The organism is Pseudoruegeria sp. SHC-113 (genome assembly GCF_025376885.1).
Classification (GTDB): domain Bacteria; phylum Pseudomonadota; class Alphaproteobacteria; order Rhodobacterales; family Rhodobacteraceae; genus Pseudoruegeria.
Map to the genome: position 1 here is coordinate 270,813 of NZ_JAHUBR010000001.1, position 25,399 is coordinate 296,211.

The window sequence follows — 25,399 nt, forward strand, 5'->3', positions numbered from 1 at the left end:
GACGAGGGGCAGGCGTGGCGAAGAAGGCGGTCAAGAAAACAGCGAAGACGGCAAAGACCGGGAAGGGCAAGAAGGCGGCGCAGAAAACGCCGACTTTGACGTCGGATATCGGGCTTCTCTTCGTGTTTCTTGGGCGGCTTTTCGGCCGGATCTTCGGCTTCCTGTTCAAATGGCTGGCGCGGGCGGTGCTTGCGTTTTATGCGCTCGTGCTCATTGCCGTGGTGTTCTACGCCGTCGTGAACCCGCCGACCACGGCGACGATGGTTTCTGAAGCGCGTCGGCTTGGGAGCATCCAGAAAGACTGGGTGGGGCTTGAGGTCATTTCGCCCCATCTGAGCCGGGCCGTGGTGGCGGCGGAGGATGCGAATTTCTGTCGGCACTGGGGGTTTGACGTGGCCGCGATCCGCGAGGCGCTGCAGGAGGGCGCGCAGCGGGGGGCCTCGACGATCAGCCAGCAGGTGGTGAAGAACGTCTATCTCTGGCAGGGGCGCAGCTGGACCCGCAAGGCGCTGGAAGGGCTGATCACACCGGTGGTGGAGCTTGTCTGGACCAAGCGGCGGATTCTTGAGGTCTACCTGAACGTGGCCGAGTTCGACGAGGGTGTCTTTGGCGCAGAAGCCGGGGCGCGGCGCTATTTCGGCAAGGCCGCGGCGGATCTGACCGCGCAGCAGGGCGCGCTGATGGCGACGGTTCTGCCCAACCCGAAGGAGCGATCAGCCGCGCAACCGGCCACATGGATGCAGCGGCGGGCCGCCCAGATCGCCGATGGCGCGGCCACGATTGCCGCAGACGGGCGCGCCGATTGCTTCGGTGGTTGAACTGGTGCAGGGTTCGGGGCAAACCGTAGGCCCGCCCTTCAACGAGTGATTTGCCAAGATGAACCGCCTCTACCACGTGCCGCTCTCCCCGTTTTGCCGGAAGGTCCGGCTGTCGCTTGCCGAGAAGAAGATCGAGGTGGAACTGGTGGAGGAGCGTTACTGGGAGCCGAGCGCGGAGTTCCGCCGCCGCAACCCGGCGGAGAAAGTGCCGGTGCTCAAGCTCGACGGGAAGATGATGAGCGAGAGTGCGGCGATTTGCGAGTACCTGGAGGAGGCGCATCCGGAGCCTTCGCTCATGCCCAAGGGCGCGCAGGAGCGCTACGAAGTGCGCCGCCTGGTGAGTTGGTTTGACGACAAGTTCCATCACGAGGTGACGTCGAAGCTGCTTTATGAGCGGGTGAACAAGAAGGTGATGAAGCTGGGCTATCCGGACAGCAAGAACGTGAAATTCGGGGCGCAGAAGATCAAGTATCACCTGGATTACATGGGTTGGCTTCTGGAACAGCGGCGCTGGCTGGCGGGCAACAGCCTGTCGCTTGCGGATTTCGCAGCCGCCGCGCATCTGTCGAGCCTCGACTATATTTCGGACGTGGATTGGAACCGGAACCAGAACGTGCGGGACTGGTATGCGAAGATCAAGTCGCGCCCGGCGTTTCGCGGGATACTGGCCGATCAGGTGCCGGGTTTCCCGCCACCGGCGCATTATGCCGATCTGGATTTCTGAGGCGGAGCGGCGAGGGGCTGTCTGCCCCCCGCACCCCCCCCCGAGGATATTTGTGCCAAGATGAAAGGTGAGCGGTGGAGCGGGATCTGAAATCCGAGCTGCAGGCGCAGGCGCGTGCGGAAGGGTTTGCCGCTTGCCGGGTGACGCGGCCCGATGCGGTGCCCGAGATTGCCGCGCGGCTTTCGGCCTTCGTGGCGGACGGGCGGCACGGGCAGATGGGCTGGATGGCGGAGCGGATGCACTGGCGGGGGGATCCGGCGGCCCTGTGGCCCGAGGCGCGCTCGGTGGTGATGCTGGCGGAGCCCTATACGCCGGAAGACGATCCGCTGGCATTGCTTGAGGAACGGGATCGGGCGGCGATCAGCGTTTATGCGCGCAACCGCGATTACCATGACATCGTGAAGAAGCGCCTGAAGCGCGTGGGGCGCTGGCTGCTGGAGCAGGCGCCGGGGGAGGCGATCAAGGTTTTCGTGGACACCGCGCCGGTGATGGAGAAGCCCTTGGCAGCAGCTGCCGGGCTGGGCTGGCAGGGCAAGCACACGAACCTTCTGAGCCGGGAGCTGGGCAACTGGTTTTTCCTTGGTGCGATCTTCACGACCGTGGAGCTGGCACCGGATGCGCCGGCGCGGGAGAATTGCGGCTCCTGTCGGGCTTGCCTTGATGTCTGCCCGACGGAGGCGTTTCCCGCGCCGTTTCAGCTCGATGCGCGCCGCTGCATTTCCTACCTGACGATCGAGCATCATGGCCCTGTTGAGGAAAGCCTGCGCGCGCGGATGGGCAACCGGATTTATGGCTGTGACGATTGCCTTGCGGTTTGCCCGTGGAACAAGTTTGCCGTGGCCGCGCAGGAGATGCGCTATGCGGCGCGGCCCGAGCTGGTGGGGCCGAAGCTGGCCGAGCTGGCCGCTTTGGACGATGCGGCGTTCCGGGCGCTTTTCTCCGGCTCACCGATCAAACGGATCGGGCGCGACCGTTTCGTGCGCAATGTGCTTTATGCGATCGGCAACTCCGGCGAGGCGGTGCTTTTGTCTGCCGCGCAGGCGCTTTGCGAGGATGCTGACGCAACCGTTGCCGATGCTGCCCGCTGGGCCGTGGGCCGGCTTTCGGGGGTGCTCTGAGAAAATCAAGCGGGGTTGTCAGTGCCCGGGCAAAGGCGTAGGCACGGGGGAAACCCCTTTTTCTTGCGTGACTTGATGACCCCCTTTCGCGGCATCCTGCTGAAAATCTCTGCCGTTGTGCTCTTTGTCCTGATGCAGACCTGCATCAAGGCGGTGTCGGGCGATGTGCCCGCCGGGGAGACGGTGTTTTTCCGTTCGCTCTTTGCCTTGCCGGTGATCATAGGCTGGCTCGCGGTGCGGGGGGAGCTGGCGCGCGGGGTGCGGGTTGTTTCAGTGAAAATGCATCTGCTGCGCGGGATCGTGGGCACGGCGGCGATGGGCATGGGGTTTGCAGCGCTGGGCCTGCTGCCGCTCCCGGAGGTGACGGCCATCGGCTATGCCATGCCGCTGCTGACGGTGGTTTTCGCCGCACTTATTCTGAAGGAGCAGGTCCGGCTGTTCCGCTTCGCCGCCGTGGGGCTAGGGCTTGTGGGGGTACTGATCGTGCTCTGGCCGCGGCTTGTGGGCAGTGGCGCGAGCCTTGGCGAAGGCGCGGCGCTGGGGGCGCTTCTGGTGCTGGGTTCGGCCTCGCTGGCCGCTTTGGCACAGATCACCATCCGGCGGATGGTGGCCACCGAGACAACCTCTTCCATCGTGTTCTGGTTCTCGATCACGGCGACGCTGGCCTCGCTGCTGACGCTGCCTTTTGGCTGGGTCGTGCCTGCCGGTTGGCAAATGGGGCTTCTGGTGCTCTCGGGCATTCTGGGTGGGGTTGGGCAGATCTTGCTTACGAGTTCCTACCGCCATGCCGATGCGTCGCTGCTTGCGCCATTCGATTACACCTCGATGCTGCTGGCGCTGGGCATTGGCTATTTCGTTTTCGCCGAGGTGCCGACGCCGATGATGCTGACAGGTGCGGCGCTGATCATCACCGCCGGTGTGCTCATCATCTGGCGAGAGCGCCAGCTGGGGCTGAAGCGCGGGCGCGCGCGCCCCAACATGACACCGCAGGGCTAGCCGCATGAACCCGGCGCGTGGGATCGGCATGGTTGTGCTGGCGGTGGGCATGTTCACCGTGATGGCGACGGCGGTGAAATTCACCAGCGATCACGTGCCACCGGGGCAGGCGATGTTCGTGCGCTCTGCGGTGACACTGCCCATCGTGCTTTTCATGCTGGTGCGCAAGGGCCAGCTGCATGGCGCGCTGCATACGACTTACCCGATGGGGCATTTGATGCGCGGGCTGACGGGCACGGCGGCCATGGGCATGGGCTTTGCCGGATTGGCCTACCTGCCGCTGCCTGAGGCCACGGCAATCCGCTTTTCCACTCCGCTTTTCGTCGTTGTGCTTGCGGCGCTCATGCTGGGAGAGCGCTTCCGGCTGATCCGGCTTTCGGCGGTGGCGGCGGGGCTTGTGGGGGTGTCGATCATTCTCGCGCCGCGACTTTCGGGGGATCTGGGCAGTGCGGCCAGCCTTGGGGCCCTGCTGACACTGGGCTCGGCCTTCTGCGCCTCGCTCTCGCAGATCCAGGTGAAGCGGCTGGCGGGGAAGGAGAACACGGCGACGATCGTGTTCTACTTCTCGATCTGCTCGCTGGCGTTTTCGCTGCTGACCGCGCCCTTTGGCTGGGTCATGCCGACCCAGCAGGAGGCGCTGATCCTGTTTGGCGGGGCCGTGGTGGGCAGCTTCGGGCAAATCCTTCTGACCGGGGCGTACAAGCATGGAGATGCCTCGCTGCTGGCGTCGTTCACCTACTCTTCGATGATCTGGTCCCTGCTGTTGGGCTACCTCGTGTTTGGTGATCTGCCGACGGTCCAAATGCTGCTGGGCGCGGGCATCGTGATCGTGGCGGGGTTGGTGATTGCGTGGCGGGAACAACAGCTCGCGAAGCGGGCGATTCGGTCGGAAACAACAGTGGTGGGCCCCGGCTGACACCCGTGCTTGTGCAGCATGGGCAAGGGGCGAAAGCGGGTATCTGTGAACCCCGGTAAGCGCTTGCGCGGATGCTGCACCTGCGAGGCTCACACCCATTTACTTTACGTAAACCTCTCGCTTTGTAACCTCACCCCGTCGTGTTAGGGTTGTGGCCCCGCGTGACGGGGCATGAGAGGGAGGATAGCATGAACAAGCATATTCTGGATCGGCCTGCGGTGGAGTCGGACGGGAAGATCGTGCGGACATTCGCGGAAGTTGAGCGCCTGTCAGGCGAAGGGCCGAGCGATGCGGCGATGACGCTGCTGCGCCGGGCGCAGGATCGCCCGCCCACCAGCAGCCGCATGGCGCAATACACGCGCATCGATTCCGAGCGCGGCTGACACCAGCCGCAAACGACACAAATGAAAAAGGCGCAGGGGGCCCTGCGCCTTTCTTTTTTCCGGGGGTTGCCTTGACGATCAGGCGCGCACGAGTTTCTCGTAGCTTTCCGCGATGTCGCGGGTCAGCGCGCCCACTTCGAAGGTGTAATCGCCGATCTGGCCAACGGGCGTCACCTCGGCGGCGGTGCCGGTGAGCCAGCACTGCTCGAAGCCTTCCAACTCCTCGGGCATGATGTGGCGCTCATGCACGGTGATGCCACGGTCTTTCAGCATGCCGATCACCGTCTGGCGGGTGATGCCGTTCAGGAAGGCGTCGGGCTTGGGCGTATGCACCTCGCCGTCCTTTACGAAGAAGATGTTGGCACCAGTCGCCTCGGCCACGTAGCCGCGGTAATCGAACATCATCGCATCCGAGCAGCCCTTCGCCTCGGCGGCGTGTTTGGACATGGTGCAGATCATGTATAGACCGGCGGCCTTGGCGTGGCAGGGGATCGTTTCCGGGCTGGGGCGCTTCCACTTGGAGATGTCGAGCTTCGCGCCTTTCATCTTGGCGTCGCCGTAATAGGCGCCCCATTCCCAGGCGGCCACCGCCATGCGGACGGGGTTCTTCTTGGAGGCCACGCCCATGTCTTCGCCCGCGCCGCGCCAGGCGATGACGCGCACATAGGCGTCGTCCCAGCCGTTGGCTTTCAGCACGTCGTATTTGGCTTTCTCGATCTCCTCCACGGAATAGGGGATCGGCATGTCCAGCAGTTCGCCGGATTTCAGCAGGCGCTCGGAGTGCTTCACGCTTTCGAAGATCTTGCCGTTGTAGGCGCGCTCGCCCTCAAATACCGAGGAGGCATAATGCAGGGCATGGGTCAGGATGTGGACTTTGGCGTCACGCCATTCCACCATCTTCCCGTCCAGCCAGATTTTTCCGTCGCGATCGTCATATGCGCCAGCCATGGGCTTCTTCCTTCCAAATCACCGGCTTACCCGCCGTCATCTTTTCCGAAAGTTGCGCCGCAAAAGTCCGGACCGGACATAAAGTTGCGCAAAATCTGCGGATTGCTACACATTGATTCTTGGAAAGTCAACAAGGCTGACTTAATATCGGGGCCAGAACGCATTGAAGACCAAGAGGATACTTATGGCAGAGGGCGCGCCGGGCAGTGAAAGCCTCTTGTTTCTCACCGACGAACAGTTGCGCAAGGGGATCGAGGCGATGTTCTTCGCCTATCGCGGCTTCACGGCAGATCCCGACAGGATCCTTGAAAACCACGCCTACGGTCGCGCGCATCACCGGGCGATCCACTTCATCAACCGCAGCCCCGGCACCACGGTGAACAACCTGCTCTCGATCCTCGGGGTCACGAAGCAATCGCTGAACCGCGTGCTGCGCACCCTGATCGAGGACGGGCTGGTGGAAAGCCGCGTGGGCACCCGTGACAAGCGCGAACGGCATCTGTTTCTCACCGAAGAGGGCGCCACGCTGGAGCGCGCCCTGAGCGACGCCCAACGTGCCCGGATGCGCAGCGCCTACCGGGCGGCGGGGCCGGAGGCCGTTTCGGGCTTTCGGCAGGTGCTGGAAGCGATGATGGATCCCGACATGCGCCGCCATTTCAACACGATGAAGGAAGCCGGCTGATGGGCGCGCAGGGCGATGGCCACCTGCTGGTGGTGGATGACGATGAGCGGATCCGGGGGCTCCTCCAGAAGTTTCTGATCCGCAACGGTTTCTGGGTGACAGCGGCGCGTGATGCCGCCCATGCCCGCAGCATTCTTTCCGGGCTGGAGTTCGACCTGATCGTGCTCGACGTGATGATGCCCGGCGAAGATGGCATCTCCCTCACGCGGTCCCTGCGGGAGGATATCGCGACGCCGATCCTGCTGCTCACCGCGCGGGGTGAAACCGAGGATCGCATCGCGGGACTGGAAGCCGGGGCCGATGATTACCTTGCCAAACCGTTCGAGCCCAAGGAGCTGCTGCTGCGCATCAACGCCATCCTGCGCCGCGCGCCCGCTGCCGCGAGCGAGGCGGAGGGGCCCAAGGTGCTGGCGCTTGGCCCGGTGCGCTACGACGTGACCCGGGGCGAGATGTGGCAGGGGCAGGAGCTGATCCGCCTCACCGCCACCGAAAGCGCTCTGATGAAGATCTTCGCCGCCCATCCGGGCGAGCCCCTGAGCCGGACCCAGCTCGTGGAGGATCTGGGCCGCGACAAGGGGCAGGCGCAGGAGCGGGCGGTGGACGTGCAGATCACCCGGCTGCGGCGCAAGATCGAGAGCGATCCGCGCCAGCCACGCTACCTGCAGACAGTGCGCGGCGCTGGCTACATGCTCGCGCCCGACTGACGGCGTTGCGCTTGTGGCGCGGATGGATGCCTCCGGCGGGGATATTTTCAGAACAAAGTGAGGCGGAGATTCCGCTGGCTGCGGCATGGGATACCGTTGTGCGGGCGCGCGGCTGCGGCTAGCGTCGGGGCATGACAACCGCGCTTTATACTCACCCCGCGAGCCTCTATCACGTCACCCCGCCGGGCCACCCCGAGCAGGTGGCGCGGATAGAAGCGATCACCGCCGCGCTGGCGGACCCGGCCTTTGAGGGGCTGACGAGGCTCTCTGCCCCGCTCGCCGAAGAGGCGCATCTGCTGCGCGGCCATCCGGCGCAGTACATCTCGCATATCCGGGCGAGCGAGCCGGCCAACGGTTTTCTGGCGCTGGATGCGGATACGCATATGTCCTCCGGGTCCGTGGAGGCGGCGCTGCGGGCCGTGGGGGCCAATGTGGCGGCGGTGGAGCTGGTGATGAAGGGGGCGGCGGCCAATGCCTTTTGTGCCCTGCGCCCGCCCGGGCACCACGCAGAGGTGGAGCTTCCTATGGGCTTTTGCCTATTTGGCACCGTGGCGCTGGGCGCGAAACATGCGCTGGAGGCCTGCGGGGCGGAGCGCGTTGCGGTGATCGATTTTGACGTGCACCACGGCAATGGCACGCAAGCGTTGCTGTGGCATGAGTCGCGCAGCCTTTTCGTGTCGAGCCATCAGTCGCCGCTCTGGCCGGGCACCGGCGCACCGGAAGAGCGCGGCGCCCATGGCAATGTGATGAATGTGCCGCTGGCCCCGGACAGCTCGGGCCAGCTGATGCGCGCGGTCTACGAGGGCGAGATTCTGCCGGCGGTTCTGGCCTTCAAGCCCGATCTGATCCTGATCTCCGCCGGGTTTGACGCCCATCGCGCCGATCCGCTGGCGAGCCTGAACTGGGAGACCGAAGATTTCGCCTGGCTCACGCACCGGATCTGCGACGTGGCCGACGAGGTCTGTAGCGGGCGGATCGTCTCCTCGCTTGAGGGCGGCTATGACCTTGACGCGCTCGGGGAAAGCGTGGCCGCGCATGTTGCCGTGCTGATGGAGCGGGCAGGCTAGCGGCTGGCCTCGACTTTTGAAGCCGGATATGGTCTGGCACGGCCAGCCAATGCATGAGGGAGCAGCGATACAATGACCGAGATCGACGTTTCGGAGATGAGCTTCGAGGATGCGCTGAAGGCGCTGGAGCAGGTTGTGGGCCAGCTGGAGCGGGGGGATGTGCCGCTTGAGGATTCCATCGCGCTTTATGAGCGCGGCGCGAAGCTGAAGGCCCATTGCGAGGCCAAGCTGAAAGACGCCGAGGAGAAGGTCGCCCAGATCACCCTTGGTGAAAATGGCCAGCCTTCCGGGCTGAAACCCGTCGAAGGGCTCTGATCATGTTCACCGGGGCGATCGCCGAGGCCGCTGCGCGCATCGAGGCGGAGCTTGCGCGCGTCATGGCGCCGCTCGCCGATCAGCCGGTGATCGAGGGCATGCGATATGCCTGCCGGGGCGGCAAGCGGCTGCGGGGCTTTCTGGTGATGGAAGGCGCGCGTTTGCATGGGATCGCGCCGGAGCAATCCGTGGTTGCCGCCTGCGCCGCCGAGGCGCTGCATGCTTATTCGCTGGTGCATGACGATCTGCCCTGCATGGACGATGACGATCTGCGCCGCGGCCAGCCGACGGTGCATGTGAAATGGGATGAGGCCACCGCCGTGCTGGTGGGCGATGCGCTGCAGACGCTGGCCTTCGATCTGCTCGCCCGGCCCGAATGCGCGCCGCAGGCCGAGGTGCGCGTGGCACTGATCGCCTCCTTTGCCAAGGCCGTGGGGGCCGAGGGCATGGTGCTGGGGCAGGCGCAAGACATCGCCGCCGAAACCGCAGGTCGCATGCTGACGCTTGAGGAGATCACCGAGCTGCAGGTCAACAAGACAGGCGCGCTGATCTGCTGGTCCGGAGCCGCTGGCGCGCTGCTCGCTCAGGCCGATCCAAAACCGTTGACCGATTACGCGGCAGCACTGGGCGCGGCCTTCCAGATTGCCGATGACATTCTCGATGTGGAAGGCGATGAAGCCGAGGTTGGCAAGGCTGTTGGCAAGGATGCGGACGCCGGCAAGGCCACCTTCGTCTCGCTGCTTGGTTTGGAGGGGGCGAAGGCGCGTGCTAAGTTGCTGGTTGAGCAGGCCGAAGCGGCGCTGGCGCCCTACGGTGACGAGGCGCGTGCCTTGAAGGAAGCGGCCCGCTTCGTTATTGCGCGGAACAAGTGATTTGCCCGAAGGGAGGGCATGGTAGCCATGAGTAATCGTCCCCACACGCCGGTTCTGGACCGCGTAACCACCCCCGCCGACATGAAGAGCCTTTCGGACACGGAGCTGCGCCAGCTGGCCCATGAGCTGCGGGAGGAGACGATTTCCGCCGTGTCAGAGACGGGTGGCCACCTTGGCGCGGGCCTTGGCGTGGTGGAGCTGACGACCGCGCTGCACGCGGTGTTTGACACGCCGCGCGACCGGCTGATCTGGGACGTGAGTCACCAGAGCTACCCGCACAAGATCCTCACCGGGCGGCGCGACCGCATCCGCACCCTGCGGCAGAAAGGCGGGCTTTCCGGTTTCACCAAACGGTCTGAAAGCGCTTATGATCCTTTCGGCGCGGCCCATAGCTCCACTTCGATTTCTGCGGCGCTGGGTTTTGCCGTGGCACGGGATCTGGGCGGCGCGCCGGAGCACGGGATCGGCGACGCGATAGCGGTGATCGGTGATGGCTCCATGAGCGCGGGCATGGCCTTTGAGGCGATGAACAACGCGGGCCATCTGGGCAAGCGCATGTTCGTCATCCTGAACGACAACGAGATGTCCATCGCGCCGCCGGTGGGCGCGCTCTCCTCCTATCTGTCGCGCCTCTACGCGGGCGAGCCCTTCCAGGAGTTCAAGGCCGCCGCCAAGGGCGCGGTGAGCCTGCTGCCGCCGCCCTTCCAGGAGGGCGCGCGCCGGGCGAAGGAGATGATCAAGGGCATGACGGTGGGTGGCACGCTCTTTGAAGAGCTTGGCTTCTCCTACCTCGGCCCGATCGACGGCCACAACATGGACCAGCTGCTGAGCGTGCTGCGCACCGTGAAAGCGCGGGCCACGGGGCCGATGCTGATCCATGTGCTGACTCAGAAAGGCAAGGGCTACCACCCGGCAGAAAACGCCCCGGACAAGGGCCACGCCACGGCCAAGTTCGATGTGGTGACCGGCAAGCAAAAGAAGGCCAAGAGCAACGCGCCGAGCTATACGAAGGTCTTTGCCGAGAGCCTGATGAAGCTCGCCGCAGAGGACGACAAGATCTGCGCCGTGACAGCCGCCATGCCAGATGGCACAGGGCTGAACCTATTCGCTGAGCGCTACCCGAGCCGCTGTTTCGACGTGGGCATCGCCGAGCAGCATGGGGTCACCTTCTGCGCCGGGCTTGCGGCGGGCGGGATGAAACCTTTCTGCGCGATGTATTCCACCTTCCTGCAGCGCGGCTACGATCAGGTGGTGCATGATGTTGCGATCCAGCGCCTGCCCGTGCGCTTCGCGATTGACCGCGCCGGCCTTGTGGGCGCCGATGGGGCCACCCATGCCGGCAGCTTCGACATCGCCTATCTCGCCAACCTGCCCGGTTTCATTGTGATGGCCGCCGCCGATGAGGCGGAGCTTGTCCATATGGTCGCCACCGCCGCTGCGTATGAAGATGGCCCGTCGGCCTTCCGCTTCCCGCGTGGGGAAGGTGTCGGCGTGGAGCTGCCCGAGCGTGGCGTGCCGCTGGAGATCGGCAAGGGCCGGATGATCCGGGACGGCAAACGCGTGGCGCTGCTGAACTTCGGCGCGCGACTGAAGGAGGTGGAGGAAGCCTGCGAGGCGCTCGCCGCCAAGGGCATCACCCCCACCGTGGCTGACGCCCGTTTCGCAAAACCGCTGGATCAGGCTCTGATTCTGCAACTTGCCGCCGATCACGAGGCGCTGATCACCATCGAGGAAGGGGCCGTAGGCGGCTTCGGCAGCCACGTGGCGCAACTGCTCGCCGAGGAAGGCGTGTTCGACACCGGTCTCAAGTACCGCTCCATGGTGCTGCCTGATACGTTCATCGATCAGGCCAGCCCCGAGGACATGTATGCCGCCGCCAAGCTGAACGCCTCCGACATCGAGGCCAAGGTGCTGGAGACCTTGGGCGTCGCCACGCTGGAACGCCGCGCCTGACGCCACGGCCGGGCTTTACAGGTTCCATCGAGAACCGCAGCCTCCCTCTCAAGAGAGGGGGAGGACATCATGAATCAACACAGCACCGGCGTGCGCGCCTACCGCTGGCTCGTTTTCGCGCTGGCGGCGGGCTACACCATCTATCACCTGTTCACGGGCGATTATGGCAACTTCGGCGGCCCGTTCCGCTACCTGACCTTCTGGGCGCTGCTGATGTCCTTCGTCAGCGCCTCGCGGATGCTGGCCTTTTCCGAGCACCGCACCGATCACGATTGGAGCGCCTATGCGATGGTCACCGCCATTGCGAACGGGCTCGTCGTTTTCCTCTACTGGCGGCTCTACTTCATCGACCCGGCGCTGGTGAACGGCGGTGGGGAGATCCTCTGGTGGAACGAATATTACCTGCATCTGATGGGGCCGGTGCTGCAGTGGATCGATTTCCTCTTCATCCTCGGCGGGGCCCCCAAGATTCTGCGCCCGCTCGCCGGGCTAGGCTTGCTGATCCTTGCCTATTCCAGCTGGATCGAGCTCATCTTGCAGCCCCTCAGCATCCGTCCGGCGGGCACGGTCACCAGCGGGCTGCCCTATCCGTTCCTGAATTCCATGGTCCTCGCGGAGCGCATCGGCTTTTACGCCAGCACGGCGGTCACGGGGGCGGTGCTGCTGATCGTCTTCTGGGGGCTCGGGGCCGGGCTAAGCCGCCTGCGCAAGCGCGCGACGGCGGCTGTTTAGGCCGTTTCCTGCTGTAACAGAGCCTGTAGTCCCACCTTAAAAGTTGGGTACTTCAGGCGCACGCCCAGCTCGTCCTTGATGCGGTCGTTGCGCACGCGCTTGCTCTCGGCATAGAAGCTGCGCGCCATCGGCGTCATCTCGGCGGTGGCGAAATCCTCTTCCGGCGGAACCGGCAGATCCAGCAACCGCGCGGCTTCCGCGATCACATCCTCCGGCGGGGCCGGATCATCGTCGCACAGGTTGTAAACGGCGCCCGGATTGGGCTGCGCGATGGAAGCCGCCAGCACCTGCGCGATGTCCTCCACATGGATGCGCGAGAATACCTGCCCCGGCTTCACGATCCGACGCGCGGTGCCAGCGCGGACCTTGGCAAAAGGCCCGCGCCCGGGGCCGTAGATCCCGGCAAGGCGGAAGATATGCAGGGGCAGCCCGGCCTCTGCGGCCAGATCCTGCCACTGCCCCTCCGCCAGCACCCGCAACTGCCCGCGCCGCGTGCTTGGGGCCAGCGGCGTGCCCTCGTCGATCCAATCACCCCCATGATCGCCATAGACGCCCGTCGTGGACAGATAGCCAATCCATTCCAGATGCCCGGCGGCCTCGGCGATGGCGTCACGCCAGTCGGCCAGAACTGGATCGCCGGCCTCACCAGGGGCCGCCGAGAGCAGCAGATGGCTTGCATCCTTCAACGCCGCCTCGATCTGCGCCCGGCTTGCGCCGGGCCAGACAAGCGCCTCCGTGCCGCCATCCGACAGCCGTGCGGCCTTCTCCGCCGTCCGCGTGGTGCCGATCACCCGCCAGCCGCGCGGCCGCAGGAGCGATTCCAAAGCCTGGGCCGAGTAGCCGTGGCCGAAAGAGAGCAATGTGCGCATCATGGCGCTGAGCGTAGGCGCGTTTCCCTCCGACGTCGATGGCCAACCCGCCGACTTCCTTGGGAAATTTCCGCATCTATCGAGGCCTTCAGAAGCAAGCCTGTTCTCAGGCGTTGACAGACTTCAATTAACGGGTAGGTTAATTAACAGAAATCAGAATCAAGACCAACGATGACAGACCTGACCCGCACCTTCTCCGCCCTCGGCGACGAAACCCGCTTCGCCATCATCAGCAAATTGCTGTCGGAAGGCGATCAACCGGCCAGCGCGCTCCGAAGCGTCGCGCCCATTTCCGCGCCGGCCATTTCGCGCCACCTGAAGGTGCTCCGCGAAGCCGGGCTGGTGCAGCAGCGGGTGGAGGGCCAGAGTCGGATCTACAGCGTGGTGCCCGCAAGCCTGCAGGCGATCAACGCCTGGACATTGGATCACGAGGCCTTCTGGTGCGCGAGCCTCGCGCGGCTGGATGCGGCCCTGAAGGAGATCGATTAGCAATGCCGACACTCACGCTCGAACGCAGTTTTTCCGCTGACATAGACACTGTTTTTGCCTTCGTCACCCAAACCGAGCATCTGCTCAAATGGTGGGGGCCAGAAGGCATGACAGTGCCCGAGCACCAGCTCAGCTTCACCGATCGCGGGCCTTGGGTCTCGGTCATGCAGAACGCCGAGGGCCAGCGCTATAAGGTCTCCGGCCATGTCACCCATGTGGAGGCGCCCCATTCGGTGGGGTTCACTTGGGCCTGGCACGACGAAAACGACAAGAGGGGCGTTGAAAGCCACGTTACAATCAAACTGGTTCCAAGCCAGTCGGGCGGCACCCTGTTCACCCTGACCCATGCGGATCTACCCGATGGCGATACAGCGGTGAACCACGAGCAGGGTTGGACATCCTCCCTGCGCAAACTGGAAACCCTCGCAAACGCTTAAGCGAAAGGAGAGGTCAAATGCCCAAGTTCATGTTTGTCTACCACGGCGGAAAAGCCCCGGAAGATCCGGCGGAAGGTGAAAAAGTCATGGCCGCGTGGAACGCCTGGTACGGTGCCATGGGCGCTGCCGTCGTCGACGGCGGCGGCCCGGCCGGCATGTCCCGCACGGTCTCTGCCCAAGGGGTCGCCGACAATGGCGGGTCGAACCCCGTCTCAGGCTACACGCTGGTGGAAGCCGCCGATCAGGACGCCGCGGTGGAGATGGCCAAAGGCTGTCCGATGGTGGCCGATGGCTCAGGCTCTGTTGAGGTCGCCGAAGTCATCCAGATGTAAAGGAAAGCCCCGTTTCCTGCTGAATCAGGCTCGATTCAAAAGCGAAACGGGGCCCCTTCATCTTAGCGAAAATATCCCCGCCGGAGGCATGAAATCCGGCGCGGCGGCCGCTCAGGCGGTCGCCGCGGCCAGCGCCGTGTCCATCAGCGCCTGAATGTCCTTGCGCGAGACACCGGCCACGATCCGGCCAAGCTCTTTGTCGCCACGCAGCACGACCAGCGTCGAGCGGCGCGGGATCTTCAGGTCCTTGGTGATCTTGGCGGAGCGATACTCATCCCAGTCAATGTTGATAAAACTGATGTTCGCCGCATAGGCCGGGTTCTCGGCCAGCAGCTTGGCAATCACCCGCTCCTGCGCCTTGCAGGTGCTGCACCACTCCGCCTTGAAATCCAAGAAGACGGTCTTGCCCGCGGCCAGTTCCTTCTCAACCAGCCCCGGCGTGTAATTCACGGGGGCCGCGAAGGCGAGGTGGGGCAGGGTCAGGGCCGCAGCCGTGGTGAAAAGAAAAGCGCGTCTGTCCATGGGAAACTCCTCTCAGAGGGATACAGATAGATCATTGAGCCAGGCTGGCAGGTTTTGCACCGCCCAGGCCTCGGCCATGTGGTGCCAGCGCAGCAGGATCGCCACGCCGACAAAGATGAAGACAGCCCCCAGAACCGGGCGCGAGCGTTCGGCGATCCGGCGCATCAGCGCCTGCCGTTTCACCAACGCCGAGCGTGCGCCGTAGCCCAGAAGCAGGATGATGGTGGAGACGCCGAAGGCGAAGAAGAGCATGATCAGTGCGGCCCAAAGCAGGCTCTCCCCCTGCGCAGCGAGGGAAATCGCGCCGCCTAGGGTTGGCCCGACGCAGGGGCTCCATACCGCCCCGAGCAGCATGCCACCCAGAAACTGCCCGCGCAGCGTGCCGCGATCGAGCCGGTCGATCCCGCTGTCAGCACGCGCCGCCACCCCGGCCGTCGCCGTTGCGAAACCTTCCGAGAAGCGCGGCACCAAGAGCACGAGGCCAAAGCCGATCATCAGCACCGCCCCGGCCTGCGCGATGGCCTCTTCGGTGATGCCGAGCGCATAGCCAGCGGTGGAGACGAGCATTCCGAGCGAGACGAAGGCAAGGCTCATCCCGGCGGCCAGTGCGGCGGGGCCGCGCGGGTCGGCCTGCAGCGCGGTGGCCAGCACGATGGGCAGCACCGGCAGAACGCAGGGGTTGATCAGGGTCAGCAGCCCTGCGCCATATGCGAAGATTAGTTCCATGCCCATGTTATCTGGCACGGGCGGGCCTTCTGTCACGCCCTGCCGCGCTGGCGCGTGATCACAAGGGCGTCAGTGCGGCTTTAGCGGGGGCGCTTGCCGGGCCAGTTGCACGAAGAGGATGCCGAGCGTCACGATGCCCACGCCGACCACATCGAGCCAGCCCAGCCGTTCGCCCAATAGCGCGGCGGCGATGGCCACGCCGAACACCGGATTGAGGAAGTGAAACGTGGCCGCCCGAACCGCGCCGATGCGGTTTACGAGCGAAAACCAGACGAAGGTTGCCAGCAGCCCCGGCACCAGCGTTGTATAGGCGAAGGCGATCCCGAGGCGCAGGGTGGGGGTGACAGAAATCGTCTCTGTTACGGCAGAAACCACGGCCAAGGCGATGGCGCCCACGAACATCTGCAAGCCCACGATCATCATCACGTTGCCGCCCGAAGAGGCCCCCCGCACCGAAAGTGTCGCAACGGTGAGCGCCAGCGCGCCGAGCACGCAGAACGCCACGCCCGTCAGATCCACCCCGGCGCTGATCCGCGACCCCATGATCAGGCAGACGCCAAGAATCCCGAGGCCAAGCCCGAACAGGCCCATCGCCGGCAGCTTTTCACGAAACACCAGCCACCCGGCCCCGGCCACCATCAGCGGCATGGTGGAGGCGATGATGGAGGCCAGCGAGGCCTCGATCCATTGCATCGCGACGAAATTCAGACCCAGATACAGGGCATTCTGGCACAGGCCGAAGATCAGCGTCGCCCGCCATTGCGCCCGGCTGAGCCGCCATGTCTGCCCCATCGCCAGCGCAATCGCAACGCCGATCAGCCCCGAAAGGAAGAACCGCAGCGAGAGCGAGGCCAGCGGCGGCGCATCCTGCACGATGATCCGGGCCGAGGTGAAAGCGGAAGACCACATGAGGGCAAAGGCCAGCCCCATCCCAATCGCGCGCAGATCCAAAAGCTTATGTCCTCAAAATGAAAAAGGCCGCCCAAGGGGCGACCCTATAGTCTTGCAGGGCGGGCGCAAGGCCCGCGCCGTGCTTAGCCGTTCACGCTGTCCTTCAGCGCTTTGGCGATGGTCATTTTCACCACCTTGTCGGCTTCTTTCTTGATCTGCTCGCCGGTGGCCGGGTTGCGGACCATGCGCTCGGGGCGCTCGCGGCAATAGATTTTGCCAACGCCGGGCAGGGTGACAGCGCCGCCTGCGGACACTTCACGCGTGATAACGTTAACAATCGCGTCCAGCGAAGCGGAAGCGGATTTCTTGTCTGCGCCCAGTTCGTCTGCCAGAGCGGCCACGAGTTGGGTTTTGGTCAGCGGTTTCGCCATTATTATGGTCTCCTCGTTCTGCCCGATACTTGGGGCGTTATTGGGCGCATTAAACGCAATCTTGGGTGACGGCACAACAATTTGTGGCAGTTTTCCCCAAGAAAACGATAGATTTTGCGCCTTTTTTGCCGATTTCCGCCACGTCAGAGGAAGGCTGTCTCCTCAAACGAGCGCAATTTCCGCGAATGGATGCGTTCGAGCGGCATTTCGCGGAGTGTTTCCATGGCCCGGATTCCAATCTCCAGATGCCGTGCAACCTGTGTTTTATAGAAGTCTGACGCCATCCCTGGCAACTTCAATTCGCCATGCAGAGGCTTGTCGGAAACGCAGAGCAGCGTACCGTAGGGCACCCGGAACCGGAAGCCGTTCGCCGCGATTGTGGCGCTTTCCATGTCTAACGCGACGGCGCGGGACTGGCTGAGGCGCTGCACCGGGCCGCTCTGATCGCGCAACTCCCAGTTTCGGTTGTCAATTGTCGCCACGGTGCCGGTGCGCATGATCCGTTTCAGTTCATAGCCCTGCAACTGCGTGACGTCCTCCACGGCCTTCTCAAGCGCGATCTGGATCTCGGCCAGCGCCGGGATCGGCACCCAAACGGGCAGGTCGTCGTCCAGCACGTGATCTTCGCGCAGGTAGGCATGGGCCAGCACGAAATCGCCAAGGCTCTGGGAGTTCCGCAGGCCCGCGCAATGCCCGACCATCAGCCAGGCGTGGGGCCGCAAGACGGCGATGTGATCGGTTGCGGTTTTCGCGTTGGACGGCCCAACGCCGATGTTCACCAGTGTGATCCCGCTGCCATCGGCCCGCTTCAAGTGGTAGGTCGGCATCTGCGGCGTTTTCAACGTTTCCGGCAGCGCGGCTTCGGGATCGGTAATCTCGGCATTGCCGGTGGAAACGAAGCTCGTGTAGCCGCTCTTCGGATCTGCCAGCATGGCACGGGCGTAGGCTTCGAACTCCGACACGTAGAATTGGTAGTTGGTAAACAGCACGTGATTCTGGAAATGCTCCGGGTCCGTTGCCGTATAATGCGCCAGACGCGCCAGCGAATAATCCACCCGCTGCGCCGTGAAAGGGGCCAGCGGCTGAACGCCGTCGGCGCCCGCCGCGAAAACGCCGTTCACGATATCGTCGTTCGTTGTGGAGAGGTCCGGCACGTCGAAGAAATCGCGCAAGGGGAAGGTCATCGCGCCGTCCTGCGGCACGGTCATTTCGGCACCGGCCACGGCAAAATGCACCGGCATCGGCGTGCTGGAGACGTCGATCACCACCGGAACACCGTGGTTCTCGATCAGCAACGCGATCTGCTGCTCAAGGTAGTTCGCGAAGAGGTCGGGCCGGGTGACGGTCGCCGCATAGGTGCCGGGCACCGCCACATGGCCGTAGCTCAAGCGGCTGTCGACCTTGGCGTAGCTCGTGGTTGTGACCCGGATCTCCGGGTAGAACGCACGGAACCGCGCCTTCGGCGTCTTGCCGGAAATCGCATCCGCAAACCGCTCCGTCAGGTAGGTGGTGGCGGAGGTATACAGCTCGATCAGGCGCTCAACCGCCTTTTTAGGATCTGAAAAGCTCTCCGGCTGCGGCACGGCGGGCGTGTGCAGCGGGAGGTTCAATGCGTTTGCTGCCATGTTCTTATCCTTCTTGTTCAAACAGCGGGGTCAGCTCGAATGTGCGCACGTCCACGAGGCCGAGGTCAGAAATCCGAAGCTCCGGGATGACGACGAGCGCCAGCAGGGAATGCTGCATATAGGCATTGTTGAGCCGGCATCCACAGGCGGCCATGGCCTCGACCATCGCCTGCGCTTTGGCGGCCACCTCGGTGGCGGGGCTGTCGCTCATCAACCCGGCGACAGGCAGTTCCACGAGTGCCAGTTCCTTGCCGTCCCGGAAGATGGTGATGCCGCCGCCCACCTCGCCCAGCCTGTTGGCCGCGAGCGCCATATCTTCGCGGCTGGTGCCGACAACGATCATATGGTGGCTGTCATGGGCGACGGTGGAGGCCATGGCCATCGGTCCTTCGTAGCCGAAGCCCGACACAAACGCGTTCGTCACGCCACCCGTGCCCCGGTGCCGTTCCACCAGCGCGATCTGGCACACGTCCTGCGCCGGGTCGCCCTCGACAAGGCCGTCGGTGACGGCGAGCGATGCGGAAAGGGCCTTAGTTGGGGCCTGATTCTCGACGACGCCGATCACCTTGGCCGTCACCCGGTTCGCGCCCTCCGGTGCCTTGATCTCGAAATCCTCTGCCGCAAGCGCCTTGCCCAGATGCACCGTCGCACGTGCGTCGGCAGGCCAGTCAAGATGCGGACAGTCCACCGTGATCGCGCCGTCCTTCGCGACGGTCACGCCACGGGCGATCACATGCTCGATCGGTAGCGTCCGCAGATCGCTCGTCAGGATCACGTCGGCGCGCCGTCCCGGTGCAATAGAGCCGATTTCCCGCTCAAGGCCAAAATGCGTGGCGGTGTTGATGGTCGCCATCTGCAGGGCGATCAGCGGATCGCAGCCGCAGGCAATCGCATGGCGCACCACGCGGTTCATATGGCCCTCATTCACAAGCGTCCCGGAGTGGCAATCATCGGTGCAGAGGATGAACCCGCGCGGATCGAGCCCCTTTTCGGTGACAGCGGTGATCTGGCTCTCCACGTCATACCAAGCCGAGCCCAGACGCATCATCGACCGCATCCCCTGCCGCACGCGGGCAATGGCATCGGCCTCGCAGGTGCCCTCATGGTCATCCGCCGGTCCTCCAGCGGCATAGGCGTGGAAGGCAGGGCCAAGATCGGGGCTGGCGTAATGGCCACCCACAGTCTTGCCGGCGCGTTGCGTGGCGGCGATTTCGGCCAGCATCTTGGCATCGCCGTTCACGACACCGGGGAAGTTCATCATCTCGCCAAGGCCGATGATGCCGGGCCATGTCATCGCCTCGGCCACATCCTCGGGCGAGATCTCGTAGCCTGTCGTCTCAAGCCCCGGCGCGGAGGGCGCGCAGGAGGGCATCTGCGTGAAGATGTTCACCGGCTGCAGCAGCGCCTCGTCATGCATCAGCCGCACGCCGCGCAGCCCCAGCACATTGGCGATCTCATGGGGATCGGTGAACATGCTCGTCGTGCCATGGGGGATCACCGCACGGGCAAATTCCGCCGGCGTGAGCATGCCGCTTTCGATATGCATGTGGCCATCGCACAGGCCCGGGATCATGTAGCGCCCCTGCGCCTCGATCACTTCGGTGGCCTCGCCGATGCAATGGCTGGCATCCGGCCCGCAATAGGCAGAGCGTCCGTCAGCGATGGCGATGTCGTGATTGTCGAGGATCTCACGGGTGTGCACATTCACCCAGCGCCCGCCGCGGATCACCAGATCCGCCGGAGCGCGCCCGGCCGCAACGGCCACAAGTTTGGCCGCAACATCGGGCCAGCTTTTCAATGTCATATGTTCCATGGACCAATTGTCAGGATCGCAAAGATGCGTGCAAGTGGAAACGAGCCTTCCATGGCATTGCAACAGTTTTTCCTTTGGCGCGATAATCCGGCCAGGATGACCTAGGGAGGAAAACAGATGAACGCGCCCCGCGCCAATATCGATCACTGGCCCGAACGGGTCGATCTCGCCGCCGCCTTCCAATGGGCGGCCCGGTTGAACCTGCACGAGGCAGTGGCCAACCACTTCAGCCTCGCGGTCAATCCAGACGGAACCCAGTTCCTGATGAACCCGAACCTGCGCCACTTCAGCCGGATCAAAGCCTCGGATCTGCTGCTGCTGGACGCGAATGACCCTGAAACCCTCTCCAAACCCGATGCGCCCGATGCCACCGCCTGGGGCCTCCATGGCGCGCTGCACCGCCTCTGCCCCCACGCCCGCTGCGCGATGCATGTGCATTCGATCTTCGCCACGGTGCTGGCCAGCCTCGCCGACAGCCGCCTGCCGCCGATTGATCAGAACTGCGCGATGTTCTTCAACCGCACGGCGATCGACGAAGATTACGGCGGGCTCGCTTTCGAGGAGGAAGGCATCCGCTGCGCCGGCCTTCTGTCAGATCCGAAAACAACCGTCCTGATCATGGGCAACCATGGCGTCATGGTCATCGGCCAGACCGTCGCGGAGACGTTCAACAGGCTCTATTACTTCGAAAGAGCCGCCGAAACTTACATCCGCGCCCTGCAAACGGGCCGCCCCTTGCGCATCCTGCCGGATGAGATTGCGGAGAAAACGGCCCATGAAATCGAGACCTTCCCGGGCCTCGACGTGCAGCATTTCGCTGAGCTGAAAGCCATCCTCGATGAAGAGGGCAGTGCTTACGCAAGCTGACCCTTTCCTCTCGCTTCAAATACCTCGGGGGTGCGGGGGCAGAGCCCCCGCCCCGGTCTGGCGCGAAAGCGCCAGAGCCGGACCTTTCATGCCTCCGGCGGAGATATTTTCAGAACAAAGTGGGGGCAGCGCGCCAGTCAGGTGGGCAGACCTGCCCGATGTCTTCGGCGAGTTGGTCGAGGAAACATTGCATCAGGCGCACCCTCTCCGCGGCGATCTGGCGGGCGGTCTCGGTGCGCAGCCCGTCTGCTAGGCTCAGAAGTTTCAGGCGCCAATGGTCGAGCGCATGGCGGCTGTCATCCAGAGCGCGCGCGGTGGCGAAGGGGTCCTCCGGGTGATAGAGCGCTTGCCCGGTCTGGCCGGCGACGGCGAAGTTGCGGGCGATGCCGATGGCCCCAAGCGCATCCAGCCTGTCGGCGTCGCGCAGGATCTCGGCTTCAGTGGTTTCAGGCTCTATTTGGGCAGAAAAGCTGTGGGCTTCGATGATGTGGCCTATGGCTTCAATCTCCGCCGCATCATAGCCCAGCGGCGGAAGAAGCGGGGCGGCGGCTTGAGCGGCAAGCCGGGAGGCCCCGGCGCGGTCGGGGCTCGATTTCGGCAGGTTCACGAGGTCGTGGAGGTAGGCGCCAGCGGCCAGCAGCCGCAGATCGCCCTTGCCTTCGCCCGCAGCGATGCGCCGGCAGTTGATCCAGACGCGGTCCAGATGCGCCAGATCATGGGCGCTGTCTGCCGCCATATGCTGCGCGGCGAGGGCGCGCAGCGCGCCCGGAAGTTCAGCCGATTCGGCCACGGGTCTCGCCCACGCCGCCGCCGATCTGGCCGCGGTGCAGAAGGATGTGATCGAGGATCACGCAGGCCATCATGGCTTCGGCCACCGGTACCGCGCGGATGCCGACGCAGGGGTCGTGGCGGCCCTTGGTGATGATCTCGGCAGCCTCGCCGGATTTGGTGATCGTCTTGCGGGTGGTCAGGATCGAGGAGGTCGGTTTGACCGCGAAGCGCACCACCACATCCTGACCAGTGCTGATGCCGCCCAGAATGCCGCCTGCGTGGTTGGAGCTGTATTCCGGCCCATCGGGGCCCAGGGAGATCTCATCGGCGTTCTCGACGCCAGTGAGCGCGGCTGCGGCCATGCCGTCGCCGATTTCCACCGCTTTCACCGCATTGATGGACATCATCGCCGCCGCCAGATCGGTATCGAGCTTGCCATAGACCGGCGCGCCGATCCCGGCGGGCACGCCACGCGCGACGACTTCGATCACCGCACCTACGGAGTTGCCCTCCTTGCGCAGCCCGTCCAGATAGTCAGCCCAGTCGGCAGCGGCTTTGGCGTCCGGTGTCCAGAAGGGGTTCTGTTCGATCTGATCCCAGTCGAAATTGGCGCGATCGATGCGGTGGGGGCCGACCTGCGTCATGTAGCCGGTGATCTGCACCTTCGGCGCGAGGCTCGCCAGCGCGGCGCGGGCCAGCCCGCCGGCGGCAACGCGGGCGGCGGTTTCGCGGGCCGAGGAGCGCCCGCCGCCGCGATAATCGCGGATGCCATATTTCTGCCAGTAGGTGATGTCGGCATGGCCCGGGCGGAATTTCTCGACGATGTCGCCGTAATCCTTGCTGCGTTGATCGGTATTCTCGATCATCAGCTGCACCGGCGTGCCGGTCGTTTGGCCCTCGAATACGCCCGAAAGGATCTTCACCGCATCCGGTTCACGCCGCTGGGTGGTGAACTTGTTCTGCCCCGGCTTGCGCTTGTCGAGCCAATGCTGGAGCTGTGCCTCATCGATGGCGATGCCCGGCGGGCAGCCGTCCACCGTGGCGCCAAGCGCCGGGCCGTGGCTTTCGCCCCAGGTTGTGACGCGGAAGAGATGTCCGAAGGCATTCATCGACATGGCAAAGGCTCCTTTGCCTCTTGCTCTAGCCGCTGGGGCGCGGGGCCTCAAGGCCAGTGGCGCAAGCGGGCTTCAGAAAATGAAAACGCGCCCCGGAGGGCGCGTTTTGAAAGCGGTCTGCAAGGGGCTGATCAGGCCTCTTTCACCTTCTTCTTCACCGGCGCCCAGAGGCGCTTGTTGGTGAGATACATCAGGCAGGCGAAGATGGTGAGGAAGAGCACACCGGTGAAACCGGCCTGCTTGCGGGCCATCATCTTCGGCTCGGCCGTCCACATCAGGAAGGCGGCCACATCTTCAGACATGTGATGCAGCGTGTTCGGGTGGCCGTCGTCGAACTCCACCAGCTCATCGCTGAGCGGCGGGGCCATGGCGATCCAGCCGCCCGGGAAGGCGGTGTTCTCGTAGAACGTGGTGCCAGCTTCCTCTTTCTCCTTGCCGGTGTAGCCGGTCAGGAGCGAGGCGATGTATTCCGGGCCACCCATGCCCTTGATGATCTGGTTGATCCCGAGGCCAGCCGGGCCGTGGAAACCGGCGCGGGCTTTCGCCATCAGGGTCAGGTCCGGTGCGTTCTCGAGGTTCGAACCGGGGAAGTGATCGGCCGGCGTGGCGGCGCGGGTGTCGTCCAGCTCGGCATCGAAGACTTCGAAACCGGAGGCATAGGCGCGCACCTGATCGTCGGTGTAGGCCGGGCCGCCCTCGTCGCCGAGGTTGCGGAAGGTGAGGTACTTCAGCCCGTGGCAGGCCGCGCAGACTTCGGTGTAGACCTTCAGGCCGCGCTGCAGCTGGTTCTGATCGAAGGTGCCAAGCGGCCCTTCGAAGGAGAAGGCGAAATCCTCGATGTGTTGGTCACCGCCGCCGGCGGCATAGGCGCCACCGGTGGTCAGGGCCAGCGCAGCGAGCGCCGTGAGTGCGAATTTCTTGATCATGGTACTCTTGATCCTCTTTCTCACTCGGCCGGCGTCGCGTCGGACGATTTGCCGTAGTGGGCTTTGAAGTCGTCTTCGATGGTGGCCGGCGGGGTTTCCGGTTTCTCCAGCACGCCCAGAAGCGGCAGGATCACCAGGAAGTAGGCGAACCAGTAGGCGGAAGCGATCAGCGAGATCCAGTCATAGGGGAACTCGGCCGGGCGCGCGCCCACCCACATCAGGACCATGAAGTCCACGCACAGGATGGCGAACCACCATTTGAACATCGGGCGGTAGCGGCCGGAGCGCACGCTGGAGGTGTCCAGCCACGGGGCCAGAGCCATGACGGCGATGGCGCCGAACATGGCGAGCACGCCGAAGAACTTCGCGTCGATGATGCCGCCGGTGATGAAGCTCACCAGTTGCACGACCCACACATCCGCGGTGAAGGCGCGCAGGATCGCGTAGAACGGCAGGAAGTACCATTCGGGCACGATGTGTGCGGGCGTCGCCAGCGGGTTGGCCTCGATGTAGTTGTCCGGGTGGCCAAGGTAGTTCGGCATGAAGCCGACGATGGCGAAGAAGACAACCAGGATCACGGCCAGCGCGAAGACGTCCTTGATCACGAAGTAGGGCCAGAAGGGCAGCGTGTCTTTCTCGGCCTCGGCTTTGGAGCCGCGGCGCACTTCCACACCCGTCGGGTTGTTGTTGCCGGTGGAGTGGAACGCCCAGACGTGGACGATCACGAGGCCGGCAATCACGAAGGGCAGCAGGTAGTGCAGCGAGAAGAAGCGGTTCAGGGCGGGCTGGCCAACGGCGGTTGCGCCAAGGAGCCACGTCTGGATGGCTTCACCGATGCCCGGGATCGCGCCGAATAGGCCCGTGATCACGGCGGTGCCGTGGAAGGACATCTGGCCCCAGGGCAGCACGTAGCCCATGAAGGCGGTGCCCATCATCAGCAGGTAGATCAGCATACCGATGATCCATGTCACCTCGCGCGGCGCCTTGTAGGAACCGTAGTAGAGGCCACGGAAGATGTGGGCGTAAACGGCCACGAAGAACAGCGATGCGCCGTTCATGTGCATGTAGCGGATCATGTGCCCGCCGTTCACGTTGCGCATGATGTGTTCGATCGAGGCGAAGGCCATGTCGACATGCGGCGTGTAGTGCATCACCAGCACAACGCCTGTGGCGATCTGCAGCACAAGGCAGAACACAAGAACGATGCCCCAGATCCACATCCAGTTCAGGTTCTTGGGCGTGGGGATCATCAGGGTGTCATAGAGAAGGCCCACCACGTTCAGGCGGGAGTGAAGCCACTTTTCGCCCTTCGTCTTGGGCTCGTAGTGATCGTGCGGAATACCGGCCATGTAAGTAA

Annotated in this window: 29 protein-coding genes; 17 read left to right on the forward strand and 12 right to left on the reverse strand. The window is 64.2% G+C overall.

Features of this window, described 5'->3' with window-relative positions; genetic code table 11:
* The first annotated feature begins 107 nt into the window (after positions 1 to 107).
* From mtgA to KVX96_RS01305, 6 genes are all read left to right on the forward strand, one after another.
* Entirely contained in the window at positions 108 to 818 is a 711-nt protein-coding gene (gene mtgA / locus KVX96_RS01280) for a monofunctional biosynthetic peptidoglycan transglycosylase (RefSeq protein ID WP_409977113.1), read from the forward strand.
* A 58-nt stretch (positions 819 to 876) separates the two neighbouring features.
* The gene (locus KVX96_RS01285; RefSeq protein WP_261192212.1) at positions 877 to 1,542 is read left to right on the forward strand and encodes a glutathione S-transferase family protein; all 666 of its coding nucleotides are present in this window, start codon (positions 877 to 879) and stop codon (positions 1,540 to 1,542) included.
* A 74-nt stretch (positions 1,543 to 1,616) separates the two neighbouring features.
* Positions 1,617 to 2,660 carry a tRNA epoxyqueuosine(34) reductase QueG gene (queG, locus tag KVX96_RS01290; RefSeq protein ID WP_261192228.1) on the forward strand — a complete coding sequence of 348 codons (1,044 nt, stop codon included), beginning with the start codon at positions 1,617 to 1,619 and terminating at the stop codon, positions 2,658 to 2,660.
* A gap of 75 nt (positions 2,661 to 2,735) precedes the next feature.
* Positions 2,736 to 3,656: a DMT family transporter gene (locus tag KVX96_RS01295; protein WP_261192231.1), complete on the forward strand. Its 921-nt coding sequence runs from the start codon at positions 2,736 to 2,738 to the stop codon at positions 3,654 to 3,656.
* 4 nt (positions 3,657 to 3,660) lie between these two features.
* Positions 3,661 to 4,572: a DMT family transporter gene (locus KVX96_RS01300; protein WP_261192233.1), complete on the forward strand. Its 912-nt coding sequence runs from the start codon at positions 3,661 to 3,663 to the stop codon at positions 4,570 to 4,572.
* 188 nt (positions 4,573 to 4,760) lie between these two features.
* Positions 4,761 to 4,955, forward strand: coding sequence for a hypothetical protein (locus KVX96_RS01305; RefSeq protein ID WP_261192234.1), 195 nt, complete (start codon positions 4,761 to 4,763; stop codon positions 4,953 to 4,955).
* Between the two features lie 78 nt (positions 4,956 to 5,033).
* Here the strand turns inward: KVX96_RS01305 and KVX96_RS01310 are convergent, their stop codons facing one another.
* Positions 5,034 to 5,903, reverse strand: a complete 870-nt coding sequence (locus tag KVX96_RS01310) for a branched-chain amino acid aminotransferase (RefSeq protein ID WP_261192246.1) — start codon at positions 5,901 to 5,903, stop codon at positions 5,034 to 5,036.
* Between the two features lie 184 nt (positions 5,904 to 6,087).
* Between KVX96_RS01310 and KVX96_RS01315 the strand changes: the two genes are divergently transcribed.
* The 7 genes from KVX96_RS01315 (at position 6,088) to KVX96_RS01345 (ending at position 12,228) form a co-directional block, all read left to right on the forward strand.
* Positions 6,088 to 6,585: a MarR family winged helix-turn-helix transcriptional regulator gene (locus tag KVX96_RS01315; protein WP_261192253.1), complete on the forward strand. Its 498-nt coding sequence runs from the start codon at positions 6,088 to 6,090 to the stop codon at positions 6,583 to 6,585.
* Complete coding sequence (locus tag KVX96_RS01320; RefSeq protein ID WP_261192264.1) at positions 6,585 to 7,289, forward strand: response regulator; 705 nt, start codon at positions 6,585 to 6,587, stop codon at positions 7,287 to 7,289. The genes KVX96_RS01315 and KVX96_RS01320 overlap by 1 nt, the downstream gene beginning before the upstream one ends.
* A 131-nt stretch (positions 7,290 to 7,420) precedes the next feature.
* Complete coding sequence (locus tag KVX96_RS01325) at positions 7,421 to 8,356, forward strand: histone deacetylase family protein (RefSeq protein WP_261192266.1); 936 nt, start codon at positions 7,421 to 7,423, stop codon at positions 8,354 to 8,356.
* 72 nt (positions 8,357 to 8,428) lie between these two features.
* The gene (locus KVX96_RS01330) at positions 8,429 to 8,671 is read left to right on the forward strand and encodes an exodeoxyribonuclease VII small subunit (RefSeq protein ID WP_261192274.1); all 243 of its coding nucleotides are present in this window, start codon (positions 8,429 to 8,431) and stop codon (positions 8,669 to 8,671) included.
* 2 nt (positions 8,672 to 8,673) lie between these two features.
* Positions 8,674 to 9,543, forward strand: coding sequence for a polyprenyl synthetase family protein (locus KVX96_RS01335; RefSeq protein ID WP_261192284.1), 870 nt, complete (start codon positions 8,674 to 8,676; stop codon positions 9,541 to 9,543).
* Positions 9,544 to 9,570: 27 nt separating this feature from the next.
* Positions 9,571 to 11,496, forward strand: a complete 1,926-nt coding sequence (gene dxs / locus KVX96_RS01340; protein WP_261192290.1) for a 1-deoxy-D-xylulose-5-phosphate synthase — start codon at positions 9,571 to 9,573, stop codon at positions 11,494 to 11,496.
* Between the two features lie 69 nt (positions 11,497 to 11,565).
* The gene (locus KVX96_RS01345) at positions 11,566 to 12,228 is read left to right on the forward strand and encodes an androgen-induced gene 1 family protein (RefSeq protein ID WP_261192292.1); all 663 of its coding nucleotides are present in this window, start codon (positions 11,566 to 11,568) and stop codon (positions 12,226 to 12,228) included.
* Here the strand turns inward: KVX96_RS01345 and KVX96_RS01350 are convergent.
* On the reverse strand, positions 12,225 to 13,100 hold the full coding sequence (locus tag KVX96_RS01350; protein ID WP_261192294.1) for an SDR family oxidoreductase: 876 nt from the start codon (positions 13,098 to 13,100) through the stop codon (positions 12,225 to 12,227). The genes KVX96_RS01345 and KVX96_RS01350 overlap by 4 nt on opposite strands.
* A gap of 168 nt (positions 13,101 to 13,268) precedes the next feature.
* Here KVX96_RS01350 and KVX96_RS01355 point away from each other — a divergent pair, with 168 nt between their 5' ends.
* The 3 genes from KVX96_RS01355 to KVX96_RS01365 are packed head-to-tail and all read left to right on the forward strand — an operon-like array spanning position 13,269 to position 14,355.
* A complete protein-coding gene (locus KVX96_RS01355) occupies positions 13,269 to 13,586 on the forward strand; it encodes an ArsR/SmtB family transcription factor (protein ID WP_261192295.1) in 318 nt (105 codons plus the stop codon).
* Between the two features lie 2 nt (positions 13,587 to 13,588).
* The gene (locus tag KVX96_RS01360) at positions 13,589 to 14,023 is read left to right on the forward strand and encodes an SRPBCC family protein (protein ID WP_261192296.1); all 435 of its coding nucleotides are present in this window, start codon (positions 13,589 to 13,591) and stop codon (positions 14,021 to 14,023) included.
* Between the two features lie 17 nt (positions 14,024 to 14,040).
* Entirely contained in the window at positions 14,041 to 14,355 is a 315-nt protein-coding gene (locus tag KVX96_RS01365) for a YciI family protein (protein WP_261192299.1), read from the forward strand.
* 111 nt (positions 14,356 to 14,466) lie between these two features.
* Here the strand turns inward: KVX96_RS01365 and KVX96_RS01370 are convergent, their stop codons facing one another.
* From KVX96_RS01370 to ade, 6 genes are all read right to left on the reverse strand, one after another.
* Complete coding sequence (locus KVX96_RS01370) at positions 14,467 to 14,877, reverse strand: thioredoxin family protein (RefSeq protein WP_261192300.1); 411 nt, start codon at positions 14,875 to 14,877, stop codon at positions 14,467 to 14,469.
* Positions 14,878 to 14,889: 12 nt separating this feature from the next.
* A complete protein-coding gene (locus KVX96_RS01375) occupies positions 14,890 to 15,603 on the reverse strand; it encodes a cytochrome c biogenesis CcdA family protein (RefSeq protein WP_261192301.1) in 714 nt (237 codons plus the stop codon).
* Between the two features lie 69 nt (positions 15,604 to 15,672).
* Positions 15,673 to 16,554 carry a DMT family transporter gene (locus KVX96_RS01380; protein WP_261192302.1) on the reverse strand — a complete coding sequence of 294 codons (882 nt, stop codon included), beginning with the start codon at positions 16,552 to 16,554 and terminating at the stop codon, positions 15,673 to 15,675.
* A gap of 83 nt (positions 16,555 to 16,637) precedes the next feature.
* The gene (locus KVX96_RS01385; RefSeq protein ID WP_261192303.1) at positions 16,638 to 16,925 is read right to left on the reverse strand and encodes an HU family DNA-binding protein; all 288 of its coding nucleotides are present in this window, start codon (positions 16,923 to 16,925) and stop codon (positions 16,638 to 16,640) included.
* A gap of 143 nt (positions 16,926 to 17,068) precedes the next feature.
* A complete protein-coding gene (locus KVX96_RS01390; RefSeq protein ID WP_261192304.1) occupies positions 17,069 to 18,550 on the reverse strand; it encodes an AMP nucleosidase in 1,482 nt (493 codons plus the stop codon).
* A gap of 4 nt (positions 18,551 to 18,554) precedes the next feature.
* Positions 18,555 to 20,363, reverse strand: coding sequence for an adenine deaminase (ade, locus tag KVX96_RS01395; RefSeq protein ID WP_261192306.1), 1,809 nt, complete (start codon positions 20,361 to 20,363; stop codon positions 18,555 to 18,557).
* Between the two features lie 117 nt (positions 20,364 to 20,480).
* Here ade and KVX96_RS01400 point away from each other — a divergent pair, with 117 nt between their 5' ends.
* Positions 20,481 to 21,230, forward strand: coding sequence for a class II aldolase and adducin N-terminal domain-containing protein (locus KVX96_RS01400; RefSeq protein ID WP_261192309.1), 750 nt, complete (start codon positions 20,481 to 20,483; stop codon positions 21,228 to 21,230).
* A 109-nt stretch (positions 21,231 to 21,339) separates the two neighbouring features.
* Here the strand turns inward: KVX96_RS01400 and KVX96_RS01405 are convergent, their stop codons facing one another.
* From KVX96_RS01405 to petB, 4 genes are all read right to left on the reverse strand, one after another.
* A complete protein-coding gene (locus KVX96_RS01405; RefSeq protein WP_261192313.1) occupies positions 21,340 to 22,020 on the reverse strand; it encodes an HD domain-containing protein in 681 nt (226 codons plus the stop codon).
* Positions 22,004 to 23,116, reverse strand: coding sequence for a chorismate synthase (gene aroC, locus KVX96_RS01410; protein ID WP_261192314.1), 1,113 nt, complete (start codon positions 23,114 to 23,116; stop codon positions 22,004 to 22,006). Before aroC ends, KVX96_RS01405 begins: the two co-directional genes overlap by 17 nt.
* A gap of 131 nt (positions 23,117 to 23,247) precedes the next feature.
* Positions 23,248 to 24,042 carry a cytochrome c1 gene (locus KVX96_RS01415; RefSeq protein ID WP_261192315.1) on the reverse strand — a complete coding sequence of 265 codons (795 nt, stop codon included), beginning with the start codon at positions 24,040 to 24,042 and terminating at the stop codon, positions 23,248 to 23,250.
* Positions 24,043 to 24,062: 20 nt separating this feature from the next.
* Positions 24,063 to 25,391 (reverse strand): cytochrome b, encoded by a 1,329-nt coding sequence (gene petB, locus KVX96_RS01420; protein ID WP_261192316.1) that lies wholly within the window; start codon positions 25,389 to 25,391, stop codon positions 24,063 to 24,065.
* Positions 25,392 to 25,399: the final 8 nt, after the last annotated feature.

Excerpts from the sequence above, each read along its gene's own strand:
- KVX96_RS01330 (WP_261192274.1), top strand. The coding sequence starts at position 8,429 with ATGACCGAGATCGACGTTTCGGAGATGAGCTTCGAGGATGCGCTGAAG.
- KVX96_RS01310 (WP_261192246.1), bottom strand. The coding sequence starts at position 5,903 with ATGGCTGGCGCATATGACGATCGCGACGGAAAAATCTGGCTGGACGGG.
- petB (WP_261192316.1), bottom strand. The coding sequence starts at position 25,391 with ATGGCCGGTATTCCGCACGATCACTACGAGCCCAAGACGAAGGGCGAA.
- KVX96_RS01305 (WP_261192234.1), top strand. The coding sequence starts at position 4,761 with ATGAACAAGCATATTCTGGATCGGCCTGCGGTGGAGTCGGACGGGAAG.
- KVX96_RS01315 (WP_261192253.1), top strand. The coding sequence starts at position 6,088 with ATGGCAGAGGGCGCGCCGGGCAGTGAAAGCCTCTTGTTTCTCACCGAC.
- KVX96_RS01285 (WP_261192212.1), top strand. The coding sequence starts at position 877 with ATGAACCGCCTCTACCACGTGCCGCTCTCCCCGTTTTGCCGGAAGGTC.
- dxs (WP_261192290.1), top strand. The coding sequence starts at position 9,571 with ATGAGTAATCGTCCCCACACGCCGGTTCTGGACCGCGTAACCACCCCC.
- KVX96_RS01350 (WP_261192294.1), bottom strand. The coding sequence starts at position 13,100 with ATGATGCGCACATTGCTCTCTTTCGGCCACGGCTACTCGGCCCAGGCT.
- KVX96_RS01370 (WP_261192300.1), bottom strand. The coding sequence starts at position 14,877 with ATGGACAGACGCGCTTTTCTTTTCACCACGGCTGCGGCCCTGACCCTG.
- KVX96_RS01345 (WP_261192292.1), top strand. The coding sequence starts at position 11,566 with ATGAATCAACACAGCACCGGCGTGCGCGCCTACCGCTGGCTCGTTTTC.
- KVX96_RS01335 (WP_261192284.1), top strand. The coding sequence starts at position 8,674 with ATGTTCACCGGGGCGATCGCCGAGGCCGCTGCGCGCATCGAGGCGGAG.
- KVX96_RS01300 (WP_261192233.1), top strand. The coding sequence starts at position 3,661 with ATGAACCCGGCGCGTGGGATCGGCATGGTTGTGCTGGCGGTGGGCATG.
- KVX96_RS01360 (WP_261192296.1), top strand. The coding sequence starts at position 13,589 with ATGCCGACACTCACGCTCGAACGCAGTTTTTCCGCTGACATAGACACT.
- KVX96_RS01320 (WP_261192264.1), top strand. The coding sequence starts at position 6,585 with ATGGGCGCGCAGGGCGATGGCCACCTGCTGGTGGTGGATGACGATGAG.
- KVX96_RS01400 (WP_261192309.1), top strand. The coding sequence starts at position 20,481 with ATGAACGCGCCCCGCGCCAATATCGATCACTGGCCCGAACGGGTCGAT.
- KVX96_RS01375 (WP_261192301.1), bottom strand. The coding sequence starts at position 15,603 with ATGGAACTAATCTTCGCATATGGCGCAGGGCTGCTGACCCTGATCAAC.
- ade (WP_261192306.1), bottom strand. The coding sequence starts at position 20,363 with ATGGAACATATGACATTGAAAAGCTGGCCCGATGTTGCGGCCAAACTT.
- aroC (WP_261192314.1), bottom strand. The coding sequence starts at position 23,116 with ATGTCGATGAATGCCTTCGGACATCTCTTCCGCGTCACAACCTGGGGC.
- KVX96_RS01365 (WP_261192299.1), top strand. The coding sequence starts at position 14,041 with ATGCCCAAGTTCATGTTTGTCTACCACGGCGGAAAAGCCCCGGAAGAT.
- KVX96_RS01325 (WP_261192266.1), top strand. The coding sequence starts at position 7,421 with ATGACAACCGCGCTTTATACTCACCCCGCGAGCCTCTATCACGTCACC.
- KVX96_RS01385 (WP_261192303.1), bottom strand. The coding sequence starts at position 16,925 with ATGGCGAAACCGCTGACCAAAACCCAACTCGTGGCCGCTCTGGCAGAC.
- KVX96_RS01390 (WP_261192304.1), bottom strand. The coding sequence starts at position 18,550 with ATGGCAGCAAACGCATTGAACCTCCCGCTGCACACGCCCGCCGTGCCG.
- KVX96_RS01415 (WP_261192315.1), bottom strand. The coding sequence starts at position 24,042 with ATGATCAAGAAATTCGCACTCACGGCGCTCGCTGCGCTGGCCCTGACC.
- KVX96_RS01355 (WP_261192295.1), top strand. The coding sequence starts at position 13,269 with ATGACAGACCTGACCCGCACCTTCTCCGCCCTCGGCGACGAAACCCGC.
- KVX96_RS01295 (WP_261192231.1), top strand. The coding sequence starts at position 2,736 with ATGACCCCCTTTCGCGGCATCCTGCTGAAAATCTCTGCCGTTGTGCTC.